A 13055-nucleotide genomic window follows, 5' to 3' on the forward strand; every position below is an offset into this window, starting at 1 on the left:
AGCGCGACATACAAAGTGATGCAATGGGGGCTGGAGACTAAACTCACTCCCACCAACATACTCGTCTGCTAAAATACTATGTCGTTCAGTCAGGGAAAATTCTCATAGGGAGAGCATCAAATCATGGAAAAAGAAAACAGCCGTGCTGAATTCGACGCGCGTTTGCTTCGCCCCAGAGATCTGGGCGGTGACAGTGAGTGGGCTTTTGTGGTGCTGCCTAAAGAGGCAAGCGCGACGTTGCCAAGGCGTGGGCGTATCACTGTGTCTGGCACCTTAAACGGTAACCGTTTTACTGTTTTGCTCGAACCGGATGGTAAGAAAAGTCATTGGCTGCGTATTGATAAGTCACTGCTTGTGGCTTCTGGGGCCAGCGTGGGTGACACGGCACACTTCGAGATTTTCGCCGGGGATGAACCCGAACCGGACGTGCCGGATGATCTGGCTAACGCACTGGAGGCGGCACCTGAGGCGCGTGCGATTTGGAACGCAACGACGACCATTGCCCGCGTAGATTGGATCCACTGGATTGTTTCTGCCAAGCAGGCCAAGACCCGCACGAAACGCATTCATGACGCATGTGACATGCTTGCTTCGGGGAAGAAGAGAGTATGTTGCTTTGATACGTCCGGTTTCTACAGCAAAGCGTTCAGTGCGCCACAGGCTGAAGAGTAGGCAGGCGCAGAACAAATGCGTTGGCTACGTTAGCTAGCGTACAGAACAAGCTACTGGTCTCTACTAACGTATAAGTGTCACCCTGCATCTTTGAGCCGTCTTTGGAGAAGGGGCAGAACCTGAGTGTGACCATGAATCTAAACACCACTCATCAGCAAGAATCAGGCTAAAAGCAGTTCAAACAAAAAGTAAAGGAAGGAGCGGGAACTTGTCGACAAGGTGAACGATGGCAAAGACCCGAGCAAAAAAGCAAAGTCGGCAAGCGTGACGGCAAAGATGGCGTGGTGTTAGGTAATATTAATAACGATAGTAGGAAGGGGGGCAAAATGGACAATTCAATGACGCAATCCAACAGTGGCTTTACTACCTTAACCTTACTAAGTAGTTCCAGCATTACCGGCGATGATGTCTGTAATATGCAGGATGAAAAGTTGGGTAAAATCCAGGATATTATGCTGGATATGACAGAGGGCAATATTCGCTATGCTGTGCTGTCGGCGGGTGGTTTTTTAGGCATAGGCGATCGCCTGTTTGCCATTCCTTGGAAGGCTTTGACGCTGGACAGAGAAAATAAGCGTTTCATGCTCGACGTCGATATTGAGCGCCTAAAAAACGCGCCTGGTTTTGACAAGGACAAATGGCCGGATATGGCGGACGCCAATTGGAATTCCAGTGTTGAGTCTTATTACACCAGATGATGGCAGCGCTGGATTTGGGGGTAGCGCCTCAGGTCTGGCCTGACTTGTCAGGTGGCATCAACTAACGCTGGGCAAGCCAGCGTTATTTTTTAAGAGATTATTTAAACAGACGAATTAGTCGGTTCTATTCACCAGACAGAAAGATAACTACATGGAAAGGACACGGGTAGCCACTAAGACAAACTGTTGCAGTTTTTAACAAACCGACATTGCCAGCCAGTAAATCCGAAAGGCATCATACCCGCTGCCGTGAATTATTTGGGTCATTATCTATTATCCGCAGTCCGTAGTTGACACCACGATATTCAGGCTCTGACAGCAAGGGATCATCGTCTAATTTTGATGGTAGATGGCACCTGAAAATTGTGTGGAACATATCCCAATAGAAAACACAGGCATCCATGCCTGATGTGTCGCAATTTGATCAATCAAGCCGTAGCTAATTGGTTAACGGCGCGAGTGACGACCCCGCGATGAGCGCTCTTTATGGGCTGATGCGGCTTTGGCTTGCGATTTCAGTATGGATTCAACCGTCAGTTCCATCGGCTCTTTCGGCTGAAGACCGTGCGGGAAAGTACGGGCGCGTGGCGGCAACTCGAACTCTTCGCTTGTTGCGCGAGGCATGCGTTTGAAGCGGTACAGGTAAAAGTTTTCCAGCTTCTCTCTTGCCCAGTCCGTTTTCTTTAAATACTTCACACTGCTGCTAATCGATGGATTGACGTGAAAACAGTTAAAACGCATAGCCGTATCCAGAATATCCCATCCGTAAAAATCGACCAGCTCTTGCAGTAAGGTTTCTAACTTAAGACCGTGTAATGGGTTATTTTTTTGTAATTCAATTCTTTCTTCATCTGTCATCATAACGCGTTCCTGAGTTTCTCACGTGCCTGTGCAGGTTGGGTTGGGTGGTATTCGCTCAACGCTTCAATTTAATATCAGAACGGCACGAATGATTAATCATGTGCCATGAAGGTTTGAGGGCACGGGATTCTAGCAGACTCATCCTTCCATCCCTATTATTATCGCTATTAATAACAGGGATGGATTGATCCTTTTCCAGATCCAGCTCGCAACAAGCCTGTATACGCCACTCGCGTTTACAGCAACGCTTCACCTGTCCCTTTCAGCACTTTTTCAACCACTCGAACCACTTTTGAGGTGGTGTGAATGACATCGGCAATCTTGCTGGGATCGTGTTTGGCCTTTTTGGCCAGCGAGGTCAGGGAGATGAGATCCGTCACCGCACTTTGGGTACGCGTAACCCCTAAATCCGGTAAGGCGAGTGCGTCGCTGAGCTGAGTCAACAGCTTGTTGATGTCTTGCTGTAATTGCAGCGCCTGATCATAATCCAGGGTGATTTCTTTCACCTTGCGCAGCTGATCGATGGCTTCAGCCAGGTAGTGGCCTAATGGTTTGTCCGTCATTTTACCCCTCCTTGCAAACAAGTTGATCTTCTCTGAGCTCAAAGCCGGTTTCGCAGCTACCCAGCAAATTGTTCAGGGATGAATAATGGCGGCCGGTTTCGCTGAGCTCGCCGGCAATGCGGATGAAGGCTTTACCGCTGAACTCGTTGTTAGCAACCAGTCTGGTAATCGCGTGGTGCTTTTCTTTCAGCGTCTGCGTGGCTTTGGCCATTTGCTTGAAAATCAGCGCTGTTGAGGCGATATCCACTGAGCGCTGAGTCAGGCTTTCAATCTGGGCGATGACTGCCTCATGGCTAAGCTTTCCTTGTGTTTTCATGATGTTGAAACGACGAATATCGGTACTGAGCATATCCCGGCGTTCCGACAGCAGGGCGGCATACAGCCTGCCGGATGACAGCCGCTGACTGATGGTGTCACAAATTGTGCTGATGGTCGGGTCAGCCTTGATAATGATGTCTTTGAGGGCTTTTCGTCGCTGAGATTCCGCGACGGTGGCGCCGATTCCAGCAATGGCAGATGACAGAATGTGGAAGGTATCATCGCTGGCATCAAGCAGGGGCGTATCGGTCAGGGCCTGATACTGCTTGTTCGCTGAGATCAGAGAACCACTTAATTTGGCGGCGGCATAGTCAATGTCGCCGCGGTATTTGGCGTCTGCCAGTTCGCTGAGGGCTTGGCTGTAGTCCTGCAGGGAACGGTTCAGTGCGTACAGCGCGAACTGCTGCTGGGTGATATCGGCATACGTTTTTGCCTGTTGAGTCAGCCGGTCTGAGGTAAGCAGGGTGCTGGGGCGTTCCAGCTCCAGTGCCAGCGTATTGGTGGCCCGTTTTGTCTGTAAAGTTTTGGTTTCCTGCATCATCTCGCCCAGCTGGCTGGTGAGCTGATTACTGGCTTGCGCATACAAACCGACATCATTACTGGCATTCTGGCTGCAGGCAGAAATAAAAAGCAGGCCGGCAGAGATGATACTCACTCGGGCAATACTCGCTCGGACAGGCATATGACATTCCAATGACAAGGTGATAACGCATATGCATAACATAAATGCTATTGGTTGAGTATTCCCGCCAATTAGGGTTCGGGCAAAGGGAAATGTGCAGCGGGTAACAGTTTTGCTTTACCTTCCACTTGGGGGAAGCATTAGTCTGTCTGCTTTGAGCTGCATGATTGCCATGTTGGAGGTAACAGTGGGATGTTGTAATCAGCCGCCTGATGGCGGCAGTAATAATATCGGTTTGCTGGTGAAAGCGACACTGGCTCTGGCTGTTGTGATTGCGCTATTGGTCGCGTTTTTGGCTGAGGGGCGTAAAGCGATGCCCTGCTGCAGATGCGCTATATGAGTGGTCTACGGGAATAGATGTGGTTGACTCAGGATTGAAAATTGCGTATTTTGCGACCGAATTATGTTTTTGGACCACTCTGCAATGTTTTACATCCTATTCAAGAATTTTGTCAGGCGACTGTGCTCCGCGCATTAACACGGTGAAGTGTTGCTCGGAGCTGAATGTCTTCTGAATCTTCATCAGATATAGCCGCTATTCCCTGAAAAAAGGGAGGGTTGAGTGTATCTGATGAATGCAGAGAACAGGCCGACGATGACCTTCATCGTCGGCCTTTTAGTTTCTGACCGCGAATCAGTCAGAAACTAGTTTCAAGATTGCTTGAAGCGAGGGGCCGGTATGCCTTGTACCGCCCCTCGTTTTTTTATGGATGTAACACAATGAGCTTACTTACAATTCAAAATCTGACTTACCACATCGGCGACAAAACCCTTTATCAGCAGGCCGATTTCACTCTGTTTCCCGGCGAGCATATCGGGGTGACCGGCAAGAATGGGGTAGGGAAAAGTACCCTGCTGAAATTGCTGCAATCCGAGTTGCTGCCCGACAGCGGCGATATTCTCTGGCAGCCAGCAGTGCAGATCGGTTATCTGGACCAGCATGCAGAATTGGATCCCCGGTTGACGGTACGTGGTTACCTGCAATCGGCATTTGCCGATTTGTACACATTGGAAGCCGAAATGATGGCCATTTACGCCTGCCCGGAGAAAAGCGCCCGCGACAGTTTCCTGACCCGTGCCGCCTCCATTCAGGCCACGCTGGAAAGCCAGTCCTTTTATGTCACTGGCCACAAAATAGAGGCGGTGGCTGAAGGACTGGGGATCACCCAGTTCGGTATGACAACACCGCTCGGCACCCTGAGTGGCGGTCAGCGTCACAAAGTTATGCTGGCTACTCTGCTGCTGGTATCACCGGATGTATTGTTACTGGATGAGCCGACCAACTATCTTGATACCGTACATGTTGACTGGCTGGCAGATTATCTGAATAACTTTAAAGGCGCCTTCATGGTGGTGTCTCACGATAAGGCGTTTTTGAACCGGATTGCGACCGGCATCTGCGATGTCGACAGACAGCAAATCCGCAAATATAAAGGCAATGTTGAGAAAGCGATGGCACAGAAAGCCAGCGACGACGCGGCACACGCCAAGCAGTATCAGGCCCAGAAAAAGCACATTGATAAGCTCGAGCAGTTCATTGCCAAAAACGGCGCCGGTGTGAATGCGAGCATTGCCAATGGGCGCAAGAAACAGCTGGCGCGCATTGAACGTCTGGCAGCACCTGAGCCGGAGAAATCGGTGTCATTTGCGTTCCGGGCTGCGGCTCTGAGTGCCCAGACTGTGCTGGCGGCCACCGAACTGGAAATCGGATACACGCGTGCTTTGCTGCCACCCATGAATCTGTCGCTGCGCCGTGGTGAAAAAGTGGTGATTGCCGGATTTAACGGCATAGGAAAATCGACGTTGCTGAAAACTCTGGTAGGCGAGCTGGCCGTCATGTCCGGCCGGCTGGAATTATCGCAAGGTCTCAGATTGGGGTACTTTGAGCAGGAACTGCACTGGCCGTTTCAGGACGCGACACCTGTAAATCTGGTGAAGTCAGTCTGTCCTGGTCTGGATGATAAAGCGGCCAGGCAGCAGTTAGCGCGCTTTGGTCTGTCGGGCAAGCTGGCCTTGCAGCCAGTCGGCTCGCTCAGCGGGGGAGAGCAGACCAAAGTGAAGTTGTGCCGTCTTGCATTGCAGCCGGTAAACTTACTGGTGCTGGATGAACCAACCACCCATCTGGATGCCACGGTGAAAGCGGCGCTGAAGCAAGCGCTGATCGACTTTAACGGGACTGTCATTTTGGTGTCGCACGAGCGGGATTTTGTCGCCGGCTGGCCGGACCGGGTGATTGATATTCAGTCTGCCGGGGTCATGGCAAAAGCGACTCTGGCCTGAGGTGAGAATAGAATAATGATGAAAATTGTATTGTTTTGCATTGCGTTTCTGGTAGGCGCTGATGAGTTGATGCTAGGGCCGATACTGGCCCCCATCGGCCATGATCTGGGCGTTGCTCCTGAGCGTGTCACCCTGTTTATTACCGCTTACAGCGTGGCCCTGGCATTGATAGCGCCGGTACTGGGGGCGTACTCTGACCGGCATGGACGCCTGGCCGTGATGATTCCCGCATCTGTCCTGTTTGGTCTGGCGTCGATCGCAACAGGGCTTGTGGAGACATTTGAGGCCGGGATAGCAACCCGGGTCGCCACGGGACTGGCCAGTGCCGGAATGTTGCCTGTGGCTTTTGCTCTGGCGGCAGACTCCGCAGGGGAAGATGCCATGAAAAAGATTGCCTGGGTGCAGTCGGGTCTGACACTGGGAATGATTGCCAGCCCGGCGTTAGGCGCTGCCCTGGCCGAAACGGTAAGCTGGCGAGCCGCCTTTGTCGTATTGGGGATCTGTGCCTGGCTTGTTGCTGCAACGCTGTGGTATGTGTCAGGCAGGCAGCCACACCGGGCCGGGCAGATGACTGAGCACAAAGACGCTCAAGTTAAACTCTGGGCGATTCCCGGTGCTGCGGGTGCCTTGCTGGCTATGTGCTTTGGCTTGGGAGGCGGCATCGGGTTGTTTAATCTGGTTGGTCAGCATTTACGGGATACGCAGGGTGTCTCTATGTGGGTCGCAGGCAGTGTGTATGCCGGTCTTGGCGTGATCAGTGTTATCGGTAATATGCTGATGCCACGTTTGACCGGTCGGCTGGAGAGTGGGCGTCAGGTGATGCGAATTGCGCTGGGCGTTTGTGTGGTTGTCAGTGTCTGGTTTTATCTGTCTTCTGCGGAAAATCTGATCGCGGTTATTCCACTGCTGCTGCTCTGGGCTTTGGCCGGCGGAGTTGGCTCTCCGGCGTTGCAAAGCTATATCGCGGAACTGTCAGTGACTCACCGTGGTGTTCTTATGTCGCTGGCCATGACCATGATGCATTTGGGCGTGGCGATCTGGTCTGGTGTTGCCGGTGTCGCGTACAGTGCCGGGCCATACAGTATGGCGCTGCTCGCTATCGCCTTGTTTGGTGCTGCAATCCTGGTCCTGCAACCCGTGAAAGCCAGACTCGGTGAATAAATAAAGTGAGAGTGATCCAGTGATATGATTCCTGCCCTGCTCAATATTTATTGGGCAGGGCAGAGGAGCTGTGTGGCTGGGTTAATTTTCCCAGTCAGACAACACCACTTTTCCAATCATTTTTCCTTGCTCGACCATGGCATGGGCCTTGCGCAGGTTTTCAGCGTTGATCGGTGTCAGGTGTTCCGTCAACGTAGTTTGCAAGGAGTCGGCATCCATCCGCTTGCTGATCTGATTGAGCAGATTACCCTGCTCAGCCATGTCATCGGTTTGATACATGGAGCGGGTAAACATGAATTCCCAGATAAAACCGGCACTTTTGCTTTTCAATGGTTCCATATCCAATGGCACATCACTTTCAACAATGCTGCAAATCATGCCCTGAGGTTTGATGACTTGCGTCATTGTTGCCCAGTGGCCTGCTGTGTCGTTGAGGCAAAAAATATAATCCACAGCCGGGAAACCAAGCTCGGCAAGCTGTGCCGCCATATCCTGCCGGTGGTTGATGGTGTGATCGGCACCCATTTCATAGCACCAGCGCTGCGTGTTTTCCCGTGATGCGGTGGCGATGACAGTCAATCCGGCAATCTGACTGGCCAGTTGAATGGCCACTGAGCCGACACCGCCAGCACCGCCAATTATCAGCAGGCTTTTCTGGTCTTGTGTGACGTCAGGATCGATTTTAAGGCGATCAAACAGACCCTCCCAGGCGGTAATACTGGTCAGCGGAAGGGCGGCCGCTTCCGCCATCGACAGAGACTGCGGCTTATGTCCGACGATACGCTCATCAACCAGCTGGTATTCGCTGTTGCTGCCGGGACGGGTGATATCGCCGGCGTAGAATACCTCGTCTCCGACGGAAAACAGGGTAACGTCATCACCCACAGCGACGACCGTTCCTGCCGCGTCCCAGCCCAGTACACGCGGCTGAGGTTCAATCTTCTCTTTTGGGGCTCTTACTTTGGTATCAACCGGATTGACCGAAACGGCCTCCACTCTCACCAGGATATCTCTGCCTGATACAGCCGGTGCCGAGAGTTCGACATCCATCAGGCTGTCTGGGTTTGTTACAGGCAAGTACTGGGTCAGTGCGACAGCTTTCATTAGGGGCTCCTCAAGCGTGTTGGTTGTAATATGGATAATCGGTGTAGCCGGTTTCATTGCCGCCAAACAGGGTGCTGGGATCGGAAATGACATTCAGCGGTAATTGATGCTGCAAGCGGTAGGGCAGATCCGGATTGGCCAGGAACGGGCGGCCAAAAGCCACCATATCGACCAGGCCGGCCTGCAGTAACTCATCGGCTGCTGCCTGAGTATAGTTACCCGCCACCATGATGCTGCCTTTAAATGCCTCTCTCAACTCAGTCCGGAACTGGGGAGACACCTGAGGTGCGTCATCCCAGTCTGCTTCGGCCAGGTGAATATAGGCAATGCCGAGCTGCTGGAAGTGTTCAGCCACGGCTAAAATGGCTTCTGTCACTGAAGGATCATTCATGCCCCGCTGGGTAATAAAAGGCGCCAGCCGGATCCCGACTTTTTCAGCACCAACCGCTTTGCAGACGGCTTCAACAACCTCGATAGCAAAACGGATACGGTTTGCTAACGAGCCGCCATATTCATCAGAACGCTGGTTGGATGTAGTGCGCAGGAACTGGTCGATTAAATAGCCGTTTGCAGCATGAATTTCCACGCCGTCAAAGCCCGCTTCGATGGCATTGATTGCTGCCTGCCGATAGTCTGCAATGATGGCCTGGATCTCATGGTGTTCCAGCGCCCGGGGGACAGGACAGTCCTGCATTCTGCCTACGCCGTCTTCGCCAACCACCCAGACTTGAGCGTCAGGTGCAATAGCGGAAGGGGCCACAGGCTGGCCGTCGCTGTGGAATGACGGATGTGACATCCGGCCGACATGCCAGAGCTGTGAAAAAATGATGCCGCCACTGGCATGGACGGCCTGCGTGATAAGACGCCAGCCCTGTATTTGTTCGAAGGAATAAATACCGGGTGTGAAAGAATACCCTTTACCCTGCGGTGAAATTTGTGTGGCTTCAGTGATAATCAGACCCGCACTTGCACGCTGGGCATAGTATTCAGCCATCAGATGATTGGGAATATCGCCGGGTTGGGTAGTACGGGAGCGTGTCATTGGGGCCATTGCAATCCGGTTGGGGAGCATAGCAGCACCAAGTTGATGTGGTGTAAACAGCAGTGAATCTGACATCAGAAATCTCCGTGGACCATCGTACATTCACCAGTAGGATGAACGCGTATTGGGGTTCAGTAATAAGACGTTTACAGTGTATTGCTTCGGAAAATATTTATAATTAGCGTAAATACGAAAACATACTTCATAAAAGCTGAATAATATGGCAAAAACAGATGACATGGCGTTGTTTGTTCAGGTGGTGAAATCAGGTGGACTGGCGACCGCAGGGCGTAAGCTTGGGCTGTCACCTGCCAGTATGACCGCCCGGATGAATCAGCTGGAACACAGATATCAAACCCGTTTACTCAACAGAAATACCCGGCATATTTCGATGACGGAAGCGGGCTATCGATTTTACGAGGCTTGTCTGAGAGTAGTAGAAGAAGTTGAAGCAGCAGAAGCGGTATTAACGCAATGTGAGGCGGAACTGTCAGGTTCCCTGCGCATCACCGCGCCATCGGATTTTGGCAGGCAATATGTGGCACCGGCCCTGGCTGCGTTTTCAGAGGCCCATCCTAAGGTTGCACCGCATCTTTATCTGACAGATGGCATGGTAAAACTGGTGGATGAAGGTATAGACATTGCGATCAGGCTGGGTAATCTGCCCGACAGTAACCTGGTGGCTAAGGCGTTAGTACAGAATCGCCGTGTGGTGTGCGCATCGCCGGCTTACCTGGCGAAAGCGGGATGTCCGGAGCATCCCAATGATCTGCTTCATCACCGATGTTTGGTAATGGAGTGGGCAGGACAGGTTATGAATGCGTGGCACTTTGTCACGGATAAGGGTCCCATGACGGTGGAAGTCGAGCCAGCCATGATCTGTACGGACGGGGCTTTAGTGCGTCAATGGGCCGTGGAAGGCTGTGGTATCGCGATGAAGTCCTGGTGGGATGTCAGGCAGGATGTGCTGGACGGTCGGCTAAACTTGCTTTTTGATCATCAGGTCAGAGGGTTGAGCCTCAGTGATACCGAATCGGTCGCTTTACAGCTTGTGTATCCCGGCAGGAAATTTCAGCCCAGACAGGTTATCGCCTTCGCGCAGTTTCTGAACGACTGGATGGAAAAATGAAAAGACTTCCCTGGGTTCGCTACAGGGAAGTCGCCACAGTGATTGTCTTGGCTTCAGGCTATTGAAACCTGAATATGGGAACCTTTCCGGTACAATAACTGCATGATCATGCCAGATAGCATCACAATGGCTCCCATAATGATAAAACCCATTTCAGTGATCTGAAAGTAGCTTAATGCTGCAATCAATACATAGCTCAGGCTCTGACTAAGCGTAGAGAATAATTTCAGCCCACCTTCTATCCGGCCCCGTTCATGCACATTGACTTCATGGTTGAGTTTATTGGTACGGGCGATACGGTTTAGTGCGTTGAAAAAGCCCAGAATCACGGTGAGTGAGACCAGAACGACAGGTGTTAACCAGACGGCCATGCTGATCAGCAGGCTTCCCATTGCGAGTACGGAGTACATCATGGCTTTTTCATGGCTGATGCGGGCCAGCAAACGGGTGACTAACAGACCGGTGAGCAAGGCGCCGATACCATAGCTCAGCGACCAGGACGCAAACCAGCTGCCACTGATGCTTTGCTCAGAGAAATACACAGGCACCAGTTTCGCCAGATAGGTGAGCATAGGGTAGGTCAGGCAGGACAACGCCAGAAACAGATAGAAAGCGGGTTGGCGGGTAAAGATAGTTTTACTCTCTGCCAGCTGTCTGAAAAACGCCTGAGGTTGATGGGACGATAGCTGGCGGCGATAGGGTGTGAGCCAGTAGCTAAGTGCAGCAATGCCAGAGGCCAGCGTTGCCAGCAAGGCGAATTCGTTCATCGACCAGGACGCCAGCAGCACTATGCCCGCCGCTCCGGCACTCAGCGTCGTCAGCTGCATGACCACTTCCTGCTGGCCGGTGACTCTGGCGTAGTCTGCCTTGTCATAATTTTCTTGGGTGAAGGCATTATTAGTGCTCCAGGCGACATCATTGGTCAGCCAGAATATCAGTTGCGCCAGTGCCAGCAACCAAACCGAGTCGGCCTGAAACCGGAAAGCCAGCAGGACAGACAGCGCGGTCAGTGACTGTACAACCTGAATGACGATAAGAATGGCTTTGCGTGAATGCCTGTCAATCAGTGTGGCGGTGAAAGGGGTGGCGATAAATGACAAGGCGGTGCAAGTGAGCGCGACAGCCGCCACAAAGACCCCCATGTCGCCCTGATTCAGCATGACCCAAGGCAGTGCCAGCATGAACATCCCTGAAGAAATGCCATCAAAAAAACGCCCGGTAAGATAAGTTGCAGTGCGAGACATCCGTGTTTCCTTATTCGTTATTGTTAGTGATGGTCAGAGCTTAAAACCTCAAGTAAACTTGAGGTCAAGGGGTGATCATTTATGGCCAATAAATGGCAGCCGTGCTTTTAAAATTAGATGCAAGAAAACCTCAACATCACAGCCACTTTTAAGTATCCACATTGAGGTCTTTTTCATGTTGGGAAAAAACGGCTATATATTATCGGGTATTGTAAAAGTATTATTAATGAGAAAAGTAAGTGGTATCGAGGATATTGATATAAACGTAGGTGCCTATTGGCATTAATCACTTTTCAGTCACTTTCATTAATCTATATTGATGATTGCATATAATTGATTGTTTTATTAATTGTGGCGCTAGCGCAACAGATATAGTCGCTGCGCAATCGAGACGCCTTACAATAGCGAACACTGGCAAAAAAGCTGTTAAAAGCTATCTTTACCTGACGACCCCCCAAAACGCCTTTTTAAAGTAAAATTGCCTATTATGCTTTTAGCTTCGAGGTTTGCATGACAGACTTACCTAGCCCTCTACAAAATCACTTGTTGGCTGCGCTATCCCCCGACGTTCAGGATCGCCTGTTTCCTCATCTTAGACTAGTTACCTTGCCGCTGGGTAAAGTGGTGTATGAATCCGGCTCATCAATGCATTATGCTTATTTTCCTACCGATTCTATTGTGTCGCTGCTTTATGTTATGGAGAATGGCGCATCGGCAGAGATCTCTGTTGTGGGTAATGAAGGTCTGCTTGGTATCGCTTTGTTTATGGGCGGAGAAAGTACTCCAAGCCGGGCCATTGTACAAAGCGAAGGGTCTGCCTATAAGCTTTCTGCGCAACGTCTTAAAGATGAATTTAACCGGCATGGAGAAATGCAGATTCTGATGTTGCGCTATACTCAGTCGCTTATTACCCAAATGGCGCAGACAGCGGTTTGTAACCGACATCATTCCATCCACCAGCAGCTTTGCCGGTGGCTGTTACTTTCCCTGGATCGCTTGCCGAACAATCAATTGACCATGACCCAGGAATTGATTGCCAACATGTTGGGTGTGCGTCGGGAAGGTGTCACTGAAGCGGCAGGTAACCTGCAAAGATTAGGTATAATCAATTACCACCGTGGTCACATCACAGTGTTGGACCGAACTAAACTTGAGAAGCAGTGTTGTGAGTGTTATGCCGTGGTCAAGAAGGAGACAGATCGCCTGTTACCCAGGCCAGCAAAGCAATAAAGTTCAGCCGACTGCGAAAGGAAAAGCGAAGTCGGATTGCATCTGGATTTCGGGTCGCGCATTGGTTATAA

At 51.2% G+C, this 13055-nt stretch carries 12 protein-coding genes; 6 read left to right on the top strand and 6 right to left on the bottom strand.

Going from position 1 to position 13055, the window contains the following annotated elements; genetic code table 11:
• The first annotated feature begins 123 nt into the window (after positions 1 to 123).
• Both D6M16_RS15230 and D6M16_RS15235 read left to right on the top strand, forming a co-directional pair.
• Positions 124 to 672: a YdeI/OmpD-associated family protein gene (locus D6M16_RS15230; protein ID WP_120512690.1), complete on the top strand. Its 549-nt coding sequence runs from the start codon at positions 124 to 126 to the stop codon at positions 670 to 672.
• Positions 673 to 998: 326 nt separating this feature from the next.
• Complete coding sequence (locus D6M16_RS15235; protein ID WP_120512691.1) at positions 999 to 1370, top strand: PRC-barrel domain-containing protein; 372 nt, start codon at positions 999 to 1001, stop codon at positions 1368 to 1370.
• 447 nt (positions 1371 to 1817) lie between these two features.
• Here the strand turns inward: D6M16_RS15235 and D6M16_RS15240 are convergent, their stop codons facing one another.
• From D6M16_RS15240 to D6M16_RS15250, 3 genes are all read right to left on the bottom strand, one after another.
• Entirely contained in the window at positions 1818 to 2228 is a 411-nt protein-coding gene (locus tag D6M16_RS15240; RefSeq protein WP_205576936.1) for a VF530 family protein, read from the bottom strand.
• Positions 2229 to 2467: 239 nt separating this feature from the next.
• Positions 2468 to 2794 (bottom strand): hypothetical protein, encoded by a 327-nt coding sequence (locus D6M16_RS15245; protein ID WP_120512693.1) that lies wholly within the window; start codon positions 2792 to 2794, stop codon positions 2468 to 2470.
• 1 nt (position 2795) lies between these two features.
• Positions 2796 to 3794 carry a hypothetical protein gene (locus D6M16_RS15250; RefSeq protein ID WP_120512694.1) on the bottom strand — a complete coding sequence of 333 codons (999 nt, stop codon included), beginning with the start codon at positions 3792 to 3794 and terminating at the stop codon, positions 2796 to 2798.
• A 720-nt stretch (positions 3795 to 4514) separates the two neighbouring features.
• Here D6M16_RS15250 and D6M16_RS15255 point away from each other — a divergent pair.
• Together D6M16_RS15255 and D6M16_RS15260 are read left to right on the top strand one after the other, a co-directional pair.
• On the top strand, positions 4515 to 6074 hold the full coding sequence (locus tag D6M16_RS15255) for an ABC-F family ATP-binding cassette domain-containing protein (RefSeq protein ID WP_120512695.1): 1560 nt from the start codon (positions 4515 to 4517) through the stop codon (positions 6072 to 6074).
• Between the two features lie 15 nt (positions 6075 to 6089).
• Positions 6090 to 7235, top strand: coding sequence for an MFS transporter (locus D6M16_RS15260; protein ID WP_338048223.1), 1146 nt, complete (start codon positions 6090 to 6092; stop codon positions 7233 to 7235).
• An 81-nt stretch (positions 7236 to 7316) separates the two neighbouring features.
• On the opposite strand, the gene D6M16_RS15265 is transcribed toward D6M16_RS15260, so the two are convergent.
• Together D6M16_RS15265 and D6M16_RS15270 are read right to left on the bottom strand one after the other, a co-directional pair.
• Positions 7317 to 8339 carry a zinc-binding alcohol dehydrogenase family protein gene (locus tag D6M16_RS15265; protein ID WP_120512697.1) on the bottom strand — a complete coding sequence of 341 codons (1023 nt, stop codon included), beginning with the start codon at positions 8337 to 8339 and terminating at the stop codon, positions 7317 to 7319.
• Positions 8340 to 8349: 10 nt separating this feature from the next.
• The gene (locus D6M16_RS15270; RefSeq protein WP_120512698.1) at positions 8350 to 9456 is read right to left on the bottom strand and encodes an alkene reductase; all 1107 of its coding nucleotides are present in this window, start codon (positions 9454 to 9456) and stop codon (positions 8350 to 8352) included.
• 145 nt (positions 9457 to 9601) lie between these two features.
• Between D6M16_RS15270 and D6M16_RS15275 the strand changes: the two genes are divergently transcribed.
• Positions 9602 to 10510, top strand: coding sequence for a LysR family transcriptional regulator (locus D6M16_RS15275; RefSeq protein ID WP_120512699.1), 909 nt, complete (start codon positions 9602 to 9604; stop codon positions 10508 to 10510).
• A 53-nt stretch (positions 10511 to 10563) separates the two neighbouring features.
• Here D6M16_RS15275 and D6M16_RS15280 read toward each other — a convergent pair whose 3' ends face one another.
• Positions 10564 to 11754 (bottom strand): MFS transporter, encoded by a 1191-nt coding sequence (locus tag D6M16_RS15280; protein ID WP_120512700.1) that lies wholly within the window; start codon positions 11752 to 11754, stop codon positions 10564 to 10566.
• 510 nt (positions 11755 to 12264) lie between these two features.
• Here D6M16_RS15280 and D6M16_RS15285 point away from each other — a divergent pair.
• Complete coding sequence (locus D6M16_RS15285; RefSeq protein WP_120512701.1) at positions 12265 to 12984, top strand: Crp/Fnr family transcriptional regulator; 720 nt, start codon at positions 12265 to 12267, stop codon at positions 12982 to 12984.
• Positions 12985 to 13055: the final 71 nt, after the last annotated feature.

Origin of the sequence: Photobacterium salinisoli (assembly GCF_003614885.1) — a bacterium.
GTDB lineage: Bacteria > Pseudomonadota > Gammaproteobacteria > Enterobacterales > Vibrionaceae > Photobacterium > Photobacterium salinisoli.